This window comes from Pseudomonas sp. FW305-28, assembly GCF_017351395.1.
Classification (GTDB): domain Bacteria; phylum Pseudomonadota; class Gammaproteobacteria; order Pseudomonadales; family Pseudomonadaceae; genus Aquipseudomonas; species Aquipseudomonas fluorescens_AA.
The window spans coordinates 24520-44093 of the sequence record NZ_JACNDD010000042.1 but is presented as its reverse complement, the minus strand read 5'-3'; the positions used below and the strand labels follow the sequence as shown (position 1 = coordinate 44093).

15 protein-coding genes are annotated in these 19574 nt (G+C 61.7%); 11 read left to right on the top strand and 4 right to left on the bottom strand.

The features are described 5' to 3' along the window. The first annotated feature begins 195 nt into the window (after positions 1-195). The 3 genes from aroQ to accC are packed head-to-tail and all read left to right on the top strand — an operon-like array spanning position 196 to position 2513. Positions 196-651: a type II 3-dehydroquinate dehydratase gene (aroQ, locus tag J4E53_RS12215; protein WP_072410269.1), complete on the top strand. Its 456-nt coding sequence runs from the start codon at positions 196-198 to the stop codon at positions 649-651. A 24-nt stretch (positions 652-675) separates the two neighbouring features. Next, complete coding sequence (gene accB / locus J4E53_RS12210; protein WP_053118072.1) at positions 676-1140, top strand: acetyl-CoA carboxylase biotin carboxyl carrier protein; 465 nt, start codon at positions 676-678, stop codon at positions 1138-1140. A 17-nt stretch (positions 1141-1157) separates the two neighbouring features. Next, entirely contained in the window at positions 1158-2513 is a 1356-nt protein-coding gene (gene accC / locus J4E53_RS12205) for an acetyl-CoA carboxylase biotin carboxylase subunit (protein ID WP_060739349.1), read from the top strand. An 80-nt stretch (positions 2514-2593) separates the two neighbouring features. Here the strand turns inward: accC and J4E53_RS12200 are convergent, their stop codons facing one another. Continuing rightward, positions 2594-6565, bottom strand: coding sequence for a dermonecrotic toxin domain-containing protein (locus J4E53_RS12200; RefSeq protein WP_103309279.1), 3972 nt, complete (start codon positions 6563-6565; stop codon positions 2594-2596). A 192-nt stretch (positions 6566-6757) separates the two neighbouring features. On the opposite strand from J4E53_RS12200, the gene prmA reads away from it, so the two are divergent. The 7 genes from prmA to J4E53_RS12165 all read left to right on the top strand — a co-directional run bounded on the left by prmA (position 6758) and on the right by J4E53_RS12165 (position 16426). After that, on the top strand, positions 6758-7636 hold the full coding sequence (gene prmA, locus J4E53_RS12195) for a 50S ribosomal protein L11 methyltransferase (protein WP_103309281.1): 879 nt from the start codon (positions 6758-6760) through the stop codon (positions 7634-7636). A gap of 30 nt (positions 7637-7666) precedes the next feature. Then, positions 7667-8899, top strand: coding sequence for a DUF3426 domain-containing protein (locus J4E53_RS12190; RefSeq protein WP_103309282.1), 1233 nt, complete (start codon positions 7667-7669; stop codon positions 8897-8899). A gap of 185 nt (positions 8900-9084) precedes the next feature. Next, positions 9085-10092, top strand: a complete 1008-nt coding sequence (dusB, locus tag J4E53_RS12185; protein ID WP_053181619.1) for a tRNA dihydrouridine synthase DusB — start codon at positions 9085-9087, stop codon at positions 10090-10092. Next, positions 10089-10409, top strand: coding sequence for a DNA-binding transcriptional regulator Fis (fis, locus tag J4E53_RS12180; RefSeq protein ID WP_007921650.1), 321 nt, complete (start codon positions 10089-10091; stop codon positions 10407-10409). The genes dusB and fis overlap by 4 nt, the downstream gene beginning before the upstream one ends. 83 nt (positions 10410-10492) lie before the next feature. Beyond that, positions 10493-12100 (top strand): bifunctional phosphoribosylaminoimidazolecarboxamide formyltransferase/IMP cyclohydrolase, encoded by a 1608-nt coding sequence (purH, locus tag J4E53_RS12175; RefSeq protein ID WP_103309284.1) that lies wholly within the window; start codon positions 10493-10495, stop codon positions 12098-12100. A gap of 156 nt (positions 12101-12256) precedes the next feature. Then, a complete protein-coding gene (purD, locus tag J4E53_RS12170; protein ID WP_103309285.1) occupies positions 12257-13552 on the top strand; it encodes a phosphoribosylamine--glycine ligase in 1296 nt (431 codons plus the stop codon). A 99-nt stretch (positions 13553-13651) separates the two neighbouring features. Next, positions 13652-16426 carry a hybrid sensor histidine kinase/response regulator gene (locus J4E53_RS12165; RefSeq protein WP_060739354.1) on the top strand — a complete coding sequence of 925 codons (2775 nt, stop codon included), beginning with the start codon at positions 13652-13654 and terminating at the stop codon, positions 16424-16426. 38 nt (positions 16427-16464) lie between these two features. Here the strand turns inward: J4E53_RS12165 and J4E53_RS12160 are convergent, their stop codons facing one another. The 3 genes from J4E53_RS12160 to J4E53_RS12150 form a co-directional block, all read right to left on the bottom strand. Next, positions 16465-17145, bottom strand: a complete 681-nt coding sequence (locus tag J4E53_RS12160; RefSeq protein WP_225613672.1) for a hypothetical protein — start codon at positions 17143-17145, stop codon at positions 16465-16467. Beyond that, entirely contained in the window at positions 17142-17867 is a 726-nt protein-coding gene (locus J4E53_RS12155) for a hypothetical protein (protein WP_060739356.1), read from the bottom strand. The genes J4E53_RS12160 and J4E53_RS12155 overlap by 4 nt, the downstream gene beginning before the upstream one ends. 63 nt (positions 17868-17930) lie before the next feature. Then, the gene (locus J4E53_RS12150) at positions 17931-18740 is read right to left on the bottom strand and encodes a hypothetical protein (protein ID WP_103309287.1); all 810 of its coding nucleotides are present in this window, start codon (positions 18738-18740) and stop codon (positions 17931-17933) included. A 226-nt stretch (positions 18741-18966) separates the two neighbouring features. Here J4E53_RS12150 and J4E53_RS12145 point away from each other — a divergent pair, with 226 nt between their 5' ends. After that, complete coding sequence (locus J4E53_RS12145) at positions 18967-19563, top strand: MarC family protein (protein WP_060739358.1); 597 nt, start codon at positions 18967-18969, stop codon at positions 19561-19563. Positions 19564-19574: the final 11 nt, after the last annotated feature.

Below are 19574 nucleotides of genomic sequence, written 5' to 3'. Positions count from 1 at the left end.
CCACATTGATTCGGCGGGGCCCCTCCCACAGCGGTGCGATTTGTGACCGCATGACCGGATCAGAGACCCGGGTCACAAATTTCGCGCAAACATCGGTCATCGTGCTGGCTATTGCCGAGAACTGGACAGTCATTAAGGCTTTGCGGCATAGTCGCCGGGTTCTGATAACTGCTCACAGATAACAAGGAACAGCAGATGGCGACCCTATTGGTCCTGCACGGACCCAACCTGAACCTGCTGGGCACCCGTGAACCGGGCGTCTACGGCGCCGTGACACTGGCCCAGATCAACCAGGACCTGGAGCAGCGGGCCCGCAACGCCGGCCACCATTTGCTCTATCTGCAAAGCAACGCCGAATATGAACTGATCGACCGCATCCATGCCGCGCGTGGCGAAGGCGTGGATTTCATTTTGATCAATCCAGCAGCTTTTACACATACAAGTGTCGCATTACGTGACGCGCTGCTGGCGGTGAGCATCCCATTCATCGAAGTGCACTTGTCCAACGTGCACAAACGCGAACCTTTCCGCCATCACTCCTACTTCTCCGATGTAGCAGTGGGAGTGATCTGCGGCCTTGGCGCCAGCGGTTACCGACTGGCCCTGGAGGCCGCCCTAGAGCAGCTTGAACAACAAGCTATACGCCCCTGACCGACCCTTGGGAGTTGATGATTCATGGATATCCGTAAAGTTAAGAAATTGATCGAATTGCTGGAAGAGTCCGGCATCGACGAGCTTGAGATCAAGGAAGGCGAAGAGTCCGTACGCATCAGCCGCCACAGCAAGACCCCGGCCCAGCAGTTCTATGCACCGGCCCCGATGCAGGCTCCGGCCGCCGCGCCTGCTCCAGCAGCAGCCCCGGTTGCCGCCGCAGCGCCAGCCGCACCGGCGGCACCGACGCTGAACGGCACTGTCGCTCGTTCGCCAATGGTGGGCACGTTCTATCGCAAGTCTTCGCCATCCTCGCCGTCCTTCGTTGAAGTCGGCCAGACCGTGAAGAAAGGCGACACCCTGTGCATCGTCGAAGCCATGAAGATGATGAACCACATCGAAGCTGAAACCAGCGGTGTGATCGAATCCATCCTCGTCGAAGACGGCCAGCCGGTTGAGTACGACCAACCGCTGTTCACCATCGTTTGAACCGCGGAGAGCCTTTGATGACTGCGAAGTTGGAAAAAGTTCTGATCGCTAACCGCGGTGAGATCGCCCTGCGGATTCTGCGTGCCTGCAAAGAGATGGGCATCAAGACCGTCGCCGTTTACTCCAAGGCCGACAAAGAACTGATGCACCTGGGCCTGGCGGACGAATCCGTCTGCATCGGTCCGGCGTCGGCTGCGCACTCCTACCTGCACATCCCGGCGATCATCGCCGCTGCCGAAGTGACCGGCGCCACCGCCATTCACCCGGGCTACGGTTTCCTGGCGGAAAACGCCGACTTCGCCGAACAGGTGGAAAACTCCGGTTTTGCCTTCATTGGTCCGAAAGCCGACACCATCCGCCTGATGGGCGACAAGGTTTCGGCCAAGCACGCCATGATCGCGGCTGGTGTACCGACCGTTCCGGGTTCCGACGGCCCGCTGCCTGAAGACGAAGAAACCGCTTTGCGCATCGGTCGCGAAGTCGGTTATCCGGTGATCATCAAGGCCGCTGGCGGCGGCGGTGGTCGCGGCATGCGCGTGGTACACAAGGAAGAAGACCTGATTTCCTCGGCGAAACTGACCCGCTCCGAAGCGGGCGCGGCGTTCGGCAACCCGATGGTCTACCTGGAAAAATTCCTGACCAACCCGCGTCACGTCGAAGTCCAGGTGCTGTCCGACGGCCAGGGCCAGGCCATCCATCTGGGCGACCGCGACTGCTCGCTGCAACGTCGTCACCAGAAGGTCCTCGAAGAAGCGCCGGCACCGGGCATCGACGAGCAGGCTCGCCAGGAAGTCCTGGCGCGTTGCGTCAAGGCGTGTATCGACATCGGCTATCGCGGCGCCGGTACCTTCGAGTTCCTCTACGAGAACGGTCGTTTCTACTTCATCGAAATGAACACCCGTGTTCAGGTGGAGCACCCGGTTTCGGAAATGGTCACCGGTATCGACATCGTCAAGGAGATGCTCAGCATCGCCGCCGGCAACAAGCTGTCGTTCACCCAGGATGACGTGGTCATCCGCGGTCACGCGCTGGAATGCCGGATCAACGCCGAAGACCCGAAAACCTTCATGCCAAGCCCAGGCACGGTCAAGCATTTCCATGCCCCGGGCGGCAATGGCGTTCGCGTCGATTCGCACCTGTACAGCGGTTATGCCGTTCCGCCGAACTACGATTCGCTGATCGGCAAGCTGATCACCTACGGGGCGACCCGTGAAGAAGCCATGGCGCGCATGCGCAATGCGCTGGACGAAATCGTGGTAGACGGGATCAAGACCAACATCCCGCTGCACCGCGATCTCGTACGTGACGAAGGCTTCTGCAAAGGCGGCGTCAACATCCATTACCTGGAGCACAAGCTGGGCAACCAGCACTGATGCTTCACGTGATGTAAAAAGACCCCGGTCCATTGGCCGGGGTCTTTTTTTGTGCGCGCCTCAAAAGAGCAAGTGACGGATCACTTCAACTCCACCATGGAGTACGCGTGTGATTCGACCTTCGCAGCATTCGCCCGCCTCCCCTGCTGGGTGAGCACGACGCCGTTGGCATTTTCGACCAGGATGTCGCTGCGCATGCGCGCCATGAATCCGCGAGCTCGCATGGACACCGGGTCAGTGTTGTTCTTCGCTCGCGCCAGGACGGGTATGTAAAAGCGTTCGACCTGGCTGCCGGACGTCTTGAATACCGACGTGACACCCGTGCGCAGATCCAGTGACATGCCATAGTTATTGCCCAGGCAGGAAGAATACGACCAGTGATCCCAGGTCGGTCGCAGCCCGTGCTTCCTCATCACCTGCCTGACCGGCTCGCCGATGTCAGCCCCCGTCAACCAGTCCCCGCCGACCAGGGTGGCACGAACATCCTTGGCCGATCCCCCCAGGCGCCGCATCACGTCCCGGACACTTCGCTCGATCAGCGCGCGGATGTTGTGATCGAAGTGAATGACCGCCCCGACCCGGGTGGTCGGGTTGTACAACGAAGCGATCACGCACGTCTGGGCATTGAGCGAGAACAGGTAGTTGTCCGCTGCCTCGCTGAACCTCGCCACCACGGCCTCGCCCTGCAACGCTCCCCTGGTCACGTCCGGGAAGACATGCCCGGGGAACGCCTCGCGCAAATCGCCTATGCGCCCCAGGTTTCGCACCTCATCATTGCCCCCGCGCAAACCGACTTTGTTATGGGTCCACTTGCCATTCGCCATCCTGCGGATGGGCAATTTGTAAATAGCGCCGGGACGCCGGGCATCCACCAGGCACAGGCCGCCAAAGTAAGGGTCCCTCTTCACCTGGTAGTACCTGCCCCCGCTCGCGATGTAGTAAGTGCTCCGCGGTTGCGAAGCGCTGGGCGGGCTGCGATAGGTGCCGAAAAAAATCCCCTCCTCCGTCACCAACTGCAGATTCCCTGGTGTTTTGCCGACCGCCTGCTGCGGCTTGAGGCGAATGGCCGGGGCCAGCGGCCCGGACTCTTTGGCGACCACCGATGGCGCACGTCTCAAGCGTTGCGCAGACAATGACAAGGGCTTCACGGCGTGCTGCAAGTGCCTGGCCGCGTGCCCCAGTGCCGTGGCCATGCTGGCGGCGCCGAGCGTGGCGAACAGCGCCCCCCAGGTCGCGATCAGCCAGTGACCGAGCGCGCCCTCCGTGTCGCCTTCCACATGTCTCTGGACGGCCTGCCTGGCGCTGACGGCAATCAAGCCAACGTCCAGCAACAAGGCAAAGGGCGGATAAACCATGCACACCGGAACGGCCGCGAAGACCAGGCCCTGGAATACCTGGTTGCGGATCATTTCGGCACGACTGGTGGTGATGTCCTCCACATCGGTGACAGCGCGCTCGATGCCGGCATCGAACTCGGCACGGATATCAATCAACCGATTGAGTTCACGCAATGTGTCGACACGAGTGGTCCCGGCCGCCAGCCCCACCAGTGTCCGCCCCACGGCGGCACGGGCGGCGAGTGCGACCCGCTCCAGTACGTAATCGTGCAGTTGCGCGGCGATGCTCCCGGAAAACGCCAGGTACGGGCGAAACAGGATGCCGTCCGGCGCGTCGGGTGTGTACAACCAGTAAGAAGCCTTCGGATCGAAGTAGGTGAACACGTAGACGCCCAACACCACATGGCCGGCGACGGTCAGCTTGATCACGCCTTCACGCGTCACGGCGACACCGGGGTACGTGGCGCTGTTTGCAGGTCGCCCATCGCTCAATAGCGTCACTTGCCGGGTGAGCCACTGGAACACTTCGGTGCTCAACAGCGACTTGCCGTAGGCCACACGCAGGTCGCGGTCCATCCTGGCCAACAGCATGTAGCAGTAAGCCTCGCGGCGCTTGGCATACTCGGGTGCCGTGGCGTCGAGGAATCCTGCACGGATGTGCCTGGCATATCGCTCACCCAAGTAGGCCACGCGAATATAAGACGCCAGATCGGCACTGCGAACCTGCGCCAAATCCTGCCCGACAGAAGAACGCACGCCCTTGGGGGGGTCGTCGATGTCCGCGTTGCGCTCGTATCCGTAGATGGCCAGGTCCAGCAGGCTGGTGGTTTTTTTCTCGGCGGCCAGCCCCGGACTGTAGTCGATGAAGACCGTGGCCGGATCGACCGCCTCAAGCACCCCCTTGCTGCGCATGTAGGGCGCGATCATGTCGGCGAAGGTACGCTTGGCGAAGTCCATGAACACTTCATAGCCTACGAACTGCTCATCGAATACTTGCTGCTGAACCAAAAACTCCTGGCTCAAACCGCTGATGTTGCGCCGGGACTCGAGCGGCAATGCCGAGTACCAGCGAGGCGACTCATTCAGCTCCACGTGTGCCAGGTTATTGGCCAGGCCGGTCGAGACAGCATTTTGCAGACAGGTCCTGAAACTTGCCTGCGTGCCCCTGAGGTCTTGTTCCAGATCCCAGGAAACCGGTTTTTCCATCACGCGGGCAAAGTACGCCCGCGCCTGTCCACGATCAGTCGGCGAGAGTTGCTGCAACAGGTATTCGCGACCGGCCTCGTGTTGGGTCCAGGCCCCGACTTCGCCGCTCAGGGCCCGCAGCGAGGGCAATTCGATCCATTCCTGGCCATCGGGTTTGCCGGGGGCAAACAGCAGCAGGCCACTGACAGCACCGCCCACGTCTTCACGATAAAACACCAGGAGATCGGCACACTTCAGGCCATGGGGAAGCACCAGGCTGGCGACACGCAACCCGCCGGCGACTGGCGTCGCGATGTCGCTTTCCCAGAGGGCTGCGAGGTGGTCATGACTGGTCACCGACAACTGGCCGGCACAACGGGCGACAAACGCACTGTGCTGCAACCGCGCCACAAACCAATCGAGCATGGCGTCCTTCAGGTCTCCCCTCTCATACCGCTCGGCCAAGGCTGGCAAGTACCCGGCAGGCGCGTCGACGCTGGCCAACAACTGCGCAATGAAGGCCGGTGAAAGAGGCTGGTTACGGAGCATGCCGCCGTTCTCCACCAGGAACACCGACACCGCGTCCGGCCGGTCCGGGCCTGCCGCCACCAGCTCACTCAGGCTGTAGGTGCGTACGGGCTGACCAACGACCGTTCGCCACTGCAACTGCACACGAATGCTGTCCGGCTCGACCTCCATATCCAACTCGTGCCTGACATAGTCCCTGGCCAATTGCCGAGCGAAGGCCCGCAGCGAGCCCAGGCCATCGACCCGCTCATCCACCAGCGCCTGTGCCAGCGCGGCCTGGCTCTCGAAAGCCCGCAACAATTCACGATCTGGAGGGCTCAGCCCCCGCAGCCAATGCGGCAATTGCAATCGCGCCAGCGCGCCAAGGTCCCGGCGCTCGGCCGTGGTTGCCAGCGCGGTCAAGCGACTCGTCCGGCGCCAGGCGTCCTGGAGTGCTTCGATCTGCTCTCGCAACTCGTCGACACCCAGGCCAACCAGACGGTCAGGCCGAAACAGCTCGTCGACCGCGACCCTGTGCCCATCCAGTTTTTGCCTGACCACGTCTTCGAGGGAGGCATCGAGCGCCGTCATTCGCCAATGCCGTCGCAGATAGTCCTTGTAGTGATCGACAAACCTTGAGGCCGCGCCTTCCACCACCTGGACAACGAACGCCCGGCGCTCGGCCGCAAAACCCAAGTCTGGCCCGTCGGGCCAACGGTAGGGCGCGTCTTGCTCCTGGTCATACACCAACGGCGTCTGGTCGATCATGCGCTGCAGCACGGTATCAAGCAGGGTGCCCAGGAAGTGTGGATCGATGTTGCCTTGATAATGGTAGGTGCGCAGCTCGACCAGCAAGTACTCTTCCAGCACCTCCAGCAGGCTCATCTGGGTGTGCAGTCGCGCCTCGATCGCCTCCCGCCAACGTGTCAGTTTCTCCAGGGTCGCCTGTGCGGTCGCCACCGGCGGGGAATCGACCGACCCCGTGCGCTCCATGTTGCCTTGCCGTCCGGCAATGATGTCCATGCACAATCCTCCCTGTTGTGTGGACCGGCACCTTATCCGCCCTGCGACATGCCCATGGCATACATATATATATCGAAACACCACCCGGACGGCGCGAGACTCGCTTATCCACTTTGGCGGCGACCTGGCGTACACTGCGCGCCTTTGCAGCCCTGCGCTGCCCCCCTGTGGATTTTTTCAAAGGTGCCCGCCATGCCTTGGCTGCAAGTACGCCTGGCCATCAGCCCGGAACAAGCCGAAACCTACGAAGACGCGTTTCTTGAAGTAGGCGCTGTATCGGTAACCTTCATGGACGCCGAAGACCAGCCGATCTTCGAGCCGGAGCTCAATACCACCCCGCTGTGGTCCCACACCCACCTGCTGGCCCTGTTCGAAGGCGGCACCGAGGCCGCCAGCGTGCTGGCCCATCTCGAGCTGCTGACCGGCAGCCCGCTGCCCGAGCATCACAGTGAAGTGATCGAGGATCAGGATTGGGAACGCAGCTGGATGGACAACTTCCAGCCGATGCGTTTCGGCCAGCGCCTGTGGATCGTCCCGAGCTGGCATGCCGCGCCAGAGCCGGACGCGGTCAACCTGCTGCTGGACCCGGGCCTGGCGTTCGGCACCGGCACCCACCCGACCACCGCGCTGTGCCTGGAATGGCTCGACGGCCAGGACCTGAAGGGCTGCAACGTACTCGACTTTGGCTGCGGCTCGGGGATCCTGGCGATTGCCGCGCTCCTGCTGGGCGCCCGGGAAGCGGTCGGCACCGACATCGACGTCCAGGCCCTGGAAGCCTCCCGCGACAACGCCGGGCGCAACAACATCGCCGAAGCCCTGTTCCCGCTGTATTTGCCCCAGGACTTGCCACAAGTCCAGGCCGATGTGTTGGTGGCCAACATCCTGGCCGGCCCGCTGGTATCCCTGGCGCCGCAACTATCGAACCTGGTCAAGCCGGGCGGACGCCTGGCGCTGTCGGGCATCCTCGCCGAACAAGGTGAAGAAGTCGCCGCCGCTTATGCCGCGGACTTTGACCTGGACCCGATCGCCAATCGCGATGGTTGGGTGCGCATCACCGGACGTCGGCGCTAGAATGAACGCCTGTATCCACCGGATTGCCGCATGACTGACAGCTTCGTCACCCAGTGCCCGCATTGCCACACCCGTTTTCGCGTCAGCCATGCTCAACTGAGCGTGGCCCGCGGGGTGGTTCGTTGCGGCTCGTGCCTGCAGGTATTCAATGCCGCACAACAGTTGCTGGAACAACGCACAGCCAAGCAAGCGGTGCCTGCCGTCGCGCCACCCGCCAAGCCGGCCGCCGAAGCCCCGCCCCGGGCGATCAGCCAGAAACAGTGGAGCGCCGCCGAGCTGGATCTGGATGACCTGGACAAGGAACTGGCGCGCCTGGAGCGCCGCGACAATCGCGCCCCGGGCAATGCCGGCCGGCGCCGGGAAGACAACCTGAGCGCGCAACGCGATTCGCTCTCCAGCGAACAGCAAGCCTGGCCCGACAGCCTGTACAGCGAAACCTCGAACGAGCGCGTCGAAACCGTCCTCGATACCCCCTTCGAACCGTTCGAACCCCACGAACCGGCGCGACCGCCGCGTACCGAGCCGTCCCTGTCCCTGGCCCTCGAACCGCTGGAACCGGACGACGAACCGGCCGCCCCGCTCCACCTCGCGCCGGACGACGAGCCCGACGAACACCTCGAGCGCCTCTCCGCCACCGATGATCACGACCACGACGATGAGCCCGAGCGACCGCTGCCACTGCGCAAGTCACGGGAACGCCAGGAGCCGGGGATACGCGCCGAAGCCCTCCACGACCTCGACGACGACCCGCTGCAACTGGACTGGCGCAAACGCCGCTCGCCCTGGGGACGACGCCTGTTATGGACCCTGCTGATCCTGCTCGCCGCCGCGGCCCTGGGTGGCCAGTACATCGCCTACCATTTCGAAGAACTGGCCCGCCAGGACCAGTACCGGCCGTGGTTCCTGCAAATCTGCCCGACCATCGGTTGCGACGTACCGTCCAAGGTCGACATCGCCAAGATCAAAAGCAGCAACCTGGTGGTGCGCAGCCATCCGGAGTTCAGCGGTGCCCTGGTGGTGGACGCGATCATCTACAACCGTGCGCCCTTCTCCCAACCTTTTCCGTTGCTGGAGCTGCGCTTTGCCGACCTCAACGGGCACCTGATCGCCAGCCGTCGCTTCAAGCCCGGGGAGTACCTGGGCGGCGATCTCGAGGGCCGCGGCGAAATGCCGCCGCAAACGCCCATCCACATCGCGCTGGATATCCTGGATCCGGGCCCCAAGGCGGTGAACTACAGTTTGAGCTTTCATTCCCCCGAATGAAACCGGCCAGGGTCGGCCAATTGACGGCAGCTTTCTGACTGACCCCACCCAGACCAAACCGCTGGCGATAACAAAATAGCTGTTCAGATTTTATCCAATTCGATCTTTATCCAGTCATCGAGAGCGGGTATCATGCCAACCCTTTTTCGAAGTCTCATGATCCGGCCCCACTTCAGGGAAGTCCTATGTCGGCGGTACGCATCGGCCCATACACATTGCAGAACGGCCTGGTTCTCGCCCCTATGGCGGGCGTCACCGACCAGCCCTTTCGTCAGTTGTGCAAACGCTTGGGCGCAGGACTGGTGGTATCGGAAATGGTCACCAGCGACATGAGTTTGTGGAACACCCGCAAATCGCGTCTGCGCATGATCCACGAAGGCGATCCCGAGCCACGCTCGGTACAGATCGCCGGTGGCGACGCCCAGATGCTGGCGGAGGCGGCCCGGGCGAATGTCGAGCTGGGGGCGCAGATCATCGACATCAACATGGGTTGCCCGGCGAAAAAGGTCTGCAACAAGGCCGCTGGCTCGGCACTGTTGAAAGATGAAGCGCTGGTCACCGAGATCCTGCAGGCCGTAGTGGCCGCGGTCGATGTGCCGGTGACCCTGAAGATCCGCACCGGGTGGGACCGGGAGAACAAGAATGGCCTGGTGGTGGCGAAGATCGCCGAACAGGCGGGCATCACGGCGTTGGCGGTCCATGGCCGCACCCGTGCCGACCTGTACACCGGCGAAGCCGAGTACGACACCATCGCCGCGATCAAGCAGGCGGTGTCGATTCCGGTCTTTGCCAACGGCGACATCGATTCGCCCGAGAAGGCCCGGTACGTGCTGGACGCGACCGGTGCCGATGGCCTGTTGATCGGCCGGGCCGCCCAGGGGCGGCCATGGATTTTTCGTGAGATCGAACACTACCTGCGCACTGGCGAAAAGCTGGCGGCGCCGCAGTTGTCCGAGGTGGAACGTATTCTGCTAGAGCATCTGGCCGCGCTACATGCCTTCTACGGAGAAGTCATGGGCGTACGCATCGCTCGCAAGCATGTGGGCTGGTATCTCGCAACCCTGCCGGGCGCCAGGGAGTTTCGCGCCCGTTTCAATCGTTTGGATGGTACGCAAGCACAATGCGCCGACGTTCAGGCGTTCTTCGCTGAGCGTTACAAGAGCCTGACAGGGGACGAAGGGGTGGCCGCATGACGATGATGACCGAGACTTTAGTGAGTGGAACAGCACCCGTGAGCGACAACGTGAATTTGAAACAGCACCTCAATACGCCCAGCGAAGAAGGTCAGACCCTTCGCGGGAGTGTCGAGAAGGCGCTGCACAATTATTTCGCCCACCTTGAGGGCGCTGCCGTCACGGATGTGTACAACCTGGTGCTTTCCGAAGTCGAGGCACCGCTGCTCGAAAGCGTGATGAACTACGTCAAGGGCAACCAGACCAAGGCCAGTGAGTTGCTGGGCCTGAACCGCGGCACCCTGCGCAAGAAACTCAAGCAGTACGATCTGCTGTAAGCATTCAATCAAACCAGAAAGGCGCCCGCATAAAAAACGGTCGCCTTTTTTGCTGACTTCCCTTGCTTTTGATGGAAATTGAAATGACCGACCAGACCACCCGCCTGCCGATCCGCCGCGCCTTGATCAGCGTCTCCGACAAGACCGGGATCCTCGAATTCGCCCGCGAGCTGCAACAGCTGGGCGTCGAGATTCTCTCCACCGGCGGGACCTTCAAGCTGCTGCAAGACAACGGTGTCGCCGCAGTGGAAGTCGCGGACTACACCGGTTTTGCGGAAATGATGGACGGTCGGGTCAAGACCCTGCACCCGAAAATCCACGGCGGCATCCTGGGCCGTCGCGGCATCGACGACGCCATCATGAACGAACACGGCATCAAGCCGATCGACCTGGTGGCGGTCAACCTCTACCCGTTCGAAGCCACCATCAACAAGCCTGGCTGCGACCTGCCGACCGCCATCGAGAACATCGACATCGGCGGCCCGACCATGGTCCGCTCGGCGGCCAAGAACCATAAGGACGTGGCCATCGTGGTCAACGCCAGCGACTACGCCAGCGTGCTGGAGAACCTCAAGGCCGGTGGCCTGACCTACGCCCAGCGTTTCGACCTGATGCTCAAGGCCTTCGAACACACCGCCGCCTACGACGGCATGATCGCCAACTACATGGGCAGCGTGAACCAGGCCGCCGAAACCCTGTCGACCGAAGGCCGCAGCGAATTCCCGCGTACCTTCAACACCCAGTTCGTCAAGGCCCAGGAAATGCGCTACGGCGAGAACCCGCACCAGAGCGCGGCGTTCTACGTGGAAGCCAAGCCTGCCGAAGTCGGCATTGCCACCGCCACCCAACTGCAAGGCAAGGAGCTGTCGTTCAACAACGTGGCCGACACCGATGCCGCGCTGGAATGCGTGAAGAGCTTCGTCAAGCCAGCCTGCGTGATCGTCAAGCACGCCAACCCGTGCGGCGTGGCCGTGAGCCCGGACGCCGAGGGCGGCATCCGCCAGGCCTACGAACTGGCCTACGCCACCGACACCGAGTCGGCCTTCGGCGGCATCATCGCCTTCAACCGTGAACTGGACGCCGAGACCGCCAAGGCCATCGTCGAGCGCCAGTTCGTCGAAGTGATCATCGCCCCTTCCGTCAGTGAAGAAGCCCGCGCCATTGTTGCCGCCAAGGCCAACGTACGCCTGCTGGCCTGCGGCCAATGGTCGGCCGATCGTGCGCCGGCCTGGGACTACAAGCGCGTCAATGGCGGCCTGCTGGTCCAGAGCCGTGACATCGGCATGATCGGCAGCGAAGACCTGAAAGTGGTGACCCGCCGCGCCCCGAGCGAGCAGGAAATCAACGACCTGATCTTCGCCTGGAAAGTCGCCAAGTACGTCAAGTCCAATGCCATCGTCTACGCCAAGAACCGCCAGACCATCGGTGTCGGCGCCGGCCAGATGAGCCGCGTGAACTCGGCCCGCATCGCCGCCATCAAAGCTGAACACGCTGGCTTGCAGGTACAGGGCGCGGTCATGGCCTCCGATGCGTTCTTCCCGTTCCGCGACGGCATCGACAACGCGGCCAAGGTCGGCATCACCGCCGTGATCCAGCCGGGTGGCTCGATGCGTGACGCTGAAGTGATCGCCGCTGCCGACGAAGCCGGCATCGCCATGGTGTTCACCGGCATGCGCCACTTCCGTCACTGATACACCGATCAACTGTGGGAGCGAGCTTGCTCGCGATAGCGTCGGCTCAGCCAGCATTGAAGTCCGCTGACACACCGCCATCGCGAGCAAGCTCGCTCCCACAGAAAAGCATCTCTGCGATGCTCAACAGAATCAGCGTCATCCGAGGTTTTTGAAATGAATGTTTTGATCATTGGCAGCGGTGGCCGCGAACACGCCCTGGCCTGGAAAGTGGCCCAGGATCCCCGTGTGCAGAAGGTTTTCGTGGCCCCGGGCAATGCCGGCACCGCCATCGAAGCCAAGTGCGAAAACGTCGCCATCGACGTGCTGGCCCTGGAGCAACTGGCCGACTTCGCCGAGAAGAACGTCTCGCTGACCATCGTCGGCCCGGAAGTGCCACTGGTCGCCGGCGTGGTCGACCTGTTCCGCGCCCGTGGCCTGGACTGCTTCGGCCCGACCGCTGGCGCCGCGCAGCTGGAAGGCTCGAAGGCGTTCACCAAGGATTTCCTGGCGCGCCACAAGATCCCGACCGCCGACTACCAGAACTTCACCGAAATCGAACCGGCCCTGGCGTACCTGCGCGAGAAAGGCGCACCGATCGTGATCAAGGCCGACGGCCTGGCCGCCGGTAAAGGCGTGATCGTTGCCATGACCCTGGCCGAAGCCGAAGACGCCGTGCGCGACATGCTCGCTGGCAATGCCTTCGGTGACGCCGGTTCCCGCGTAGTGATCGAAGAGTTCCTCGACGGCGAGGAAGCCAGCTTCATCGTCATGGTCGATGGCAAGAACGTGCTGCCGATGGCCACCAGCCAGGACCACAAGCGTGTCGGCGATGGCGACAGCGGCCCGAATACCGGCGGCATGGGCGCCTACTCCCCAGCCCCGGTGGTGACCGCCCAGGTGCACCAGCGCGTCATGGACCTGGTGATCTGGCCGACCGTGCGCGGCATGGCCGATGAAGGCAACGTCTACACCGGCTTCCTCTACGCGGGCCTGATGATCGACAAGGCTGGTAACCCAAAAGTCATCGAATTCAACTGCCGTTTCGGCGATCCTGAGACCCAGCCGGTCATGCTGCGCCTGCAATCGAGCCTGGTCCTGCTGGTCGAGGCCGCGCTGGCCCAGGCCCTGGACAAGGTCGAAGCCCAATGGGACCCGCGCCCAAGCGTCGGTGTCGTATTGGCGGCCGGCGGTTACCCGGGCGACTACGCCAAAGGTAGCGTAATCCAGGGCCTGGACGCCGCGGCCCGGCTAGAAGGCAAAGTCTTCCACGCGGGCACTGCGTTGAAGGATGGGCAAGTGGTCACCGCCGGCGGTCGTGTGCTTTGCGCCACCGCCATGGGCGCCAGTGTGGACGACGCTCAGCAGCAGGCCTACAAGCTTGCCGCCGAGATCGACTGGGAAGGTTGTTTCTACCGCAATGACATTGGCTACCGCGCCATTGCCCGTGAGCGTGGCGAAAATCTGGAATAACCCGGCCATTCAGCCAGGCAGGGGTCTGCGGCCCTTGCCTGACTGTTCCGGCGCCGCGCATAGTTATAATCTGGCATCAACCTACGAAGGGATTTCGCCGTGCGCTGGCTCAGGATTGCCATAGGCTTTACCGTTACCCTGCTGACGCTGCTCTGCATGCTCCCGGCCCAGGCCGCGCCAGGCAGTGGCTGGGCGGTATTGCTCGATGAACAGGGCGACCTGACGCTGAGCGACATCCGCTCCGCTCGCTACACCAATCAATTCAGCCCCATCGACCTGGACCGCCTCAGGGCCGCCGAGCCCGGCGGTGCATTGTGGCTGCGCTTTCGCCTGGCCCCGGACAGGCACGAACAAATCCTGCGCATCTTCGCCCCCGACCTGTCACGCCTGAACCTCTATGTGCTGGACGGCGACGCCCTGGTCGAGCAACAGGTCAGCGGCAATGCCACGCCGCATACGGAACCGGCGGTGCCCAGCAGCGACTTCATGTTGCCGCTGCCGCGCAGCGACAAATCATTGGACGTCTACCTGCGACTGGCCTCGCGTCACGAACTGCGCCCCTACGTCACGTTGCAATCGGCCGTCGTGGCGGCCGCCGATCAGAACCAGACGCTGATCTATGGGCTGCTGTTCGGCTGCATCGCCATGCTGATCCTGCACAACCTCACCCGCTACGCCTACACCCGTTCCCGCAGTTGCCTGTGGCTGGCCGCCTGTGAAGGGCTGCTGATGCTCAGCCTGGCGCTGTTGCTGAACCTGGCCGGGCCCTGGCTGCCCGATTGGCCGGCGGTGCAGACGCCCGGCGCTTACCTGGCGTTGCTGCTGACGGCGCCCTGCGGCCTGATGTTCGCCTACCGCTTCTTCGCGCCCCTGGGGCCGCACCCGTTGAACCGGTTGCTGCTGGGGGACATTGTGTTCGTCATGCTATGCAGCCTGCTGCTGTTGTTCGTCAACACGCTGCCACTCAATATCATGACCTACGCCCTGGTGGCCCTGGCCGGCCTGAGCATGCTGTTCGTCAGCGCCTGGCACTGGCAAAAGGGCTACCGCCCGGCCCGGCTGTTCGTCGCGGCCATGGTGGTCTTCAACCTGGGCACGCTGATCATTCTTCCGGCGCTGCAAGGGCTCACGGAAGTCCCTCCCCAAGGCTTGATCATCACCCTGCTGATCTTCATCTGCATCAGCGGCCTGTTGATGAGTGTCGCCCTGGGCGAGCGTCAGCGCTCGATCAACGAAAGCCGCTTCAGCATCAGCCGCGACCTGGCGGCGAGCAATGCCGAGATCAATGCCAAGGCCGAGTTCCTGGCCAAGATCAGCCATGAGATCCGCACCCCGATGAACGGCGTGCTGGGCATGACCGAGCTGCTGCTGGGCACGCCACTGTCGGTCAAGCAACGCGACTACGTGCAGACGATCCACAGCGCCGGCAACGAACTGCTGACCCTGATCAACGAGATCCTCGACATTTCCCGGCTCGAATCCGGGCAGATCGAACTGGACGACGTGCAGTTCGACCTCAATGCGCTGATCGAGGATTGCCTGAGCATCTTCCGCGCCAAGGCCGAACAGCAGAATGTCGAGCTGATCAGCTTCATCCAGCCCCAGGTGCCGCGGGTGATCAGCGGCGACCCGACGCGGCTGCGCCAGGCGTTGCTGAGCCTGCTGGAAAACGCCCTGAAGAAGACCGACGAGGGCGAAGTGCTGATCGTCGTCGCCCTCGACGAGCGCAGCCATCAACCGCGCCTGCGCATCGCCGTGCAGGACAGCGGGACGCCGATGGACGCTGAAGAGCGCGACACGCTGATGCACGCCGAGCTGCACAGCAAGAACTTCCTCTCGGCCACGCGCCTGGGGGGCAACCTGGGGCTGGTCATCGCCCGCCAGCTGATCATCCTGATGCACGGGGAATTCGGCATCAAAAGCGGCAGCAACCAGGGCAGTACCCTGTGGCTGACCTTGCCCCTGGACCCGGATCGCCTCGAACACCCGACATCCGACCTCGATGGCCCGCTGCAAGGGGCACGGGTATTGATCGTCGACGACAACGACACTTGCCGCAAAGTGCTGGTGCAGCAGTGCAGCGCCTGGGGCCTGAACGTCAGTGCGGTGCCCTCGGGCAAGGAAGCCCTGGCGCTGCTGCGCACCAAGGCGCACCTGCGGGATTATTTCGACGTGGTGCTGCTGGACCAGAACATGCCGGGCATGACCGGCATGCAACTGGCGGCCAAGATCAAGGAAGACCCGAGCCTGAACCACGACATCCTGTTGATCATGCTCACCGGTATCAGCAATGCGCCGAGCAAGATCGTGGCGCGCAACAGCGGGGTCAAGCGCATCCTCGCCAAACCGGTGGCCGGCTATACCCTCAAGACCACCCTGGCGGACGAGTTGAACCAGCGCAACCGGGGCCAGGCTACGAACGTGCAGGTGAACGCCGGTCCTCCCATTCCGGTGAAGGTGCCGAGCGATTTCCGCATCCTGGTGGCCGAGGACAACAGCATTTCCACCAAGGTCATCCGCGGCATGCTCGGCAAGCTCAACCTGCAACCCGACACCGCCAGCAACGGCGAGGAAGCGCTCAAGGCCATGAAGGAGCAGCGCTACGACCTGGTCCTGATGGACTGCGAAATGCCGATCCTCGACGGGTTTTCCGCCACCCAGCAGCTACGAGCCTGGGAAATGGGTAACCAGCGCACCCGCACGCCGGTGGTGGCGCTCACCGCGCACATCCTGGCCGAACACAAGGAGCGCGCCCGCCAGGCCGGGATGGACGGGCACATGGCCAAGCCGGTGGAACTGTCGCAACTGCGCGAGTTGATCGAGCACTGGGTGGCCCAGCGCGACCAGCAGAACAAGGCCGTGCACACGCCCTGAACCCGCGAAGAGCATTCGGCGACTACCCGTAGCGTCGTTCAGATTTCCAGCTCATGCAGGTGACGAGTCGTTTCGGCGATCACCGCGGCCGCGACTTTTTGCCTGAACGTTGCGTAATGCAGCGTGCTGAATGTCACGACGGCCATTTCCTCCACGCTGCTTTCCACCACTTGCTCCATTGGCCAGAACAGAAATCCCGAGACCGTCCTGCGGGTGCGGAACTGCTTGTGATACAACGCGATTTCCACTTTCCCGCGAGATTTGGCCGCGCAGGGGATCACCTGGAAGAATCCCGTATTGCGCTGTAGGCTCGTTCGTTCAAACAGCTCGAGCGCAGCAGGGCTTCGTCCAAGCGTTGCTATCGCCTGGCTGGCCTGCCGCGAATAGCCTGCGCCAAAGGAACGGGCGATCTGCTGCGAAACGCTATCGGCCATCAATCCTTGCCCGGCCTGCCCCGCACTGACAGGACGCGCCGAGTCCCACCCCAGGTACCTGAGCTTGTTCTTGTAATAGTCGAACCAGTTACCGACCAGACCGTCCTTGTACGCCGAACGGGTTGCCAACTGCGCGTACAAGTTGCTCAGGTAGATATCCTCGCGATCTTGGAGGGACAAACCCTCGTCGAAGGACACGATACTCCCGCCCACCACCGCTGCCCTCGATGCCTCATCCAGGCGCAACCGCTGCCCGTCGGCCGATCGAAACCCTTGATCCGTCATAACGCCCCCGCTTCCGGTTGCGCTTGCTCGACCGCATCGGAAATATCGATGATGTTCCTGGCGGCCTTATCCCCCAGCTTGTGGACAATCGCATCACGGAAGGGCGCATAGAGCGCCTGGGACAAATTCGCCTTGAAGCAACGCAATTGAATATTGCCCACCACGGGATCGGTGGAAAAAAGTTGTCCAAGAGGGTTGGACGTCACGTGCTCGGGCTCAAACTCCAGGCAGACGCTACTCAATACAGGCCCCTGTTGGGCCAGGATGACTTGCAGCCTGATTCTGTCGGGTGCTTTATGGGGTGCCTCGGACGAATCCGGGCTTTTCGGCCGATGGGCATGTTCACGCAGCAATTCAATAGCGGGCAACGTGCTGGACAACTGGGCGACGCGCTTCAATACATCAGTTACCTGCGTAATCAAAGTTCGCTCAACATATTCTCCCAGCCGCTCTTCGACACATCCCATCAGGTTGGTTTTCGATGAGGCAGCGAGTGTAAAGCTGTCCCAACTCACGGCCTTTTGCATCCAGCCATTATTCAGTACTTCCCGGTACGCTGAGTACCAGTCACTGGACCGGGCAAGAGCGGGGTATCTTTTACTGGCTACCAGCTGGGCAAACAATATCGAATTCAATATATCGAGCCGGTCCTGCCCAATCAGGTCAGTGGGCAGCAGGACAACAGCACCGGCATCAATAAAAACCGAACAATGATCTTTCATGACAATTACCTTATTCCATTAACGGATGGCGACTACCTCGGTAGTCGCCAGGAGATCAATCAATCAGATCTCGTACTCGTCGATTTTTTGTTTCGCGCGTTCACCCAGCTTTGCAACAATCATCTCTCGAGTTGCACTGATAATTGTCGGCACCATGGTCATATGACATTCACCGCGATACAGGTCTACCGAACTGCTATCCCAATCCACGAACAGGACCTTGGTCTGGTTCGTCCGCTTGATGAAGCGCACGGCGCCTAATGCCATGAGGATTTCACCGTGCGGGGTTTCGTGACAGGACGCCACACCAAAGCCCCCGGTGCCGGACTCCTGGATATTCTGGTCAAAGAGCCGCAGCGACTTGTCATTGGTTTGCAATGCGGCGATCGCATCACCGGCCACTTTAAGCATCAGCAATGAGGTTGGGCCAGGAACGGCAGCCGCCGCCACCGCCGAACCGAGGATTTTCAACACCAGTTGATCCATCTTGAAACTCTTGCCGGACGCGGCAACCTTATCGTGGTAATGCCGCAGAATGGTCCAGCCACAACTCTGCATGACCTCAAGGAAGGTTTTATACCATTCATCGCCTTCGTCATCCCGCGGATACTTCTTATTGGCAACCAGCGATGCAAACAGATAGGAATGCTGGATATCCGCTTGATTTTGCGCCGTCATACCTGAAACGAACGACATGATAGCGTCTCCGACAATCGAAGCGCGGTCCGGCTTTTCGATTTCGTTGTCAAACCCTGCCGTTTTATATCTGGCAATCCGAGGGGAAACAATTACATCGTCCGGCGATACATCGTAGGCATTCAGGCGTTCCAGTCGGTCCGCCAAGGTGATAACCGAATCAAATTTAGTATTCATTGAATATGTCCCTTATTTAATTAAAGCCCTCCATGGGCCCGAGCGCCATACTTACCTATCCACCTTAAGGGTAACAAGCACAGAACTGTAACCGCACTTAATTCCAGGACAACAACCAACAACTAACAGAAAAAACAAACCAAGGTTTCACTACATTAAAACCCTCAAAGACACCCCGGCGCCTGATAGACTCCACGTCAATTGTCATTCGTTGCGAGTTCCGACCATGCTCCACGTGCTGTTCAGCGTTTACCTGAAGATGCTGGTGCTCTACAGCCCTTTCTTCGTCCTGTCCTGCTTCATCGGCCTGACGCGCGGCTATTCCCGCAAGGAACAACGCCGCCTGGCCTGGAAAGTCGCGACGGCGACGCTGATCTCCAGCGTGTTGCTGTATTTGTTCGGGCGAGTGATTTTCAGCGTGTTCGGCATCACCGTGGATGCGTTCCGGATCGGCGCCGGCAGCGTGCTGTTCATTTCGGCCCTGGGCATGGCCCAGGGCAAGTCGGCCGTGCAAACCGACAACGTGCAGCAGGACGTGACCATCGTCCCGCTGACCATTCCGTTGACCGTCGGCCCCGGCACCATCGGCGCCCTGCTGGTGATGGGCGTGAGCCAGCCGCACTGGGACGACAAACTCATGGCCATCATCAGCATCGCCCTGGCGAGCTTCACCGTCGGCGTCGTGCTCTACCTGTCCAGCCGCATCGAACGGATCCTCGGCGACCAGGGCCTGCAGATCGTCAGCCGCTTGATGGGGCTGTTTGTCTGCGCCTTGGCGGCGCAGATCATTTTTACCGGGGTGAAGGGCTACCTGGTGCCGTAAAAGGAGGACGG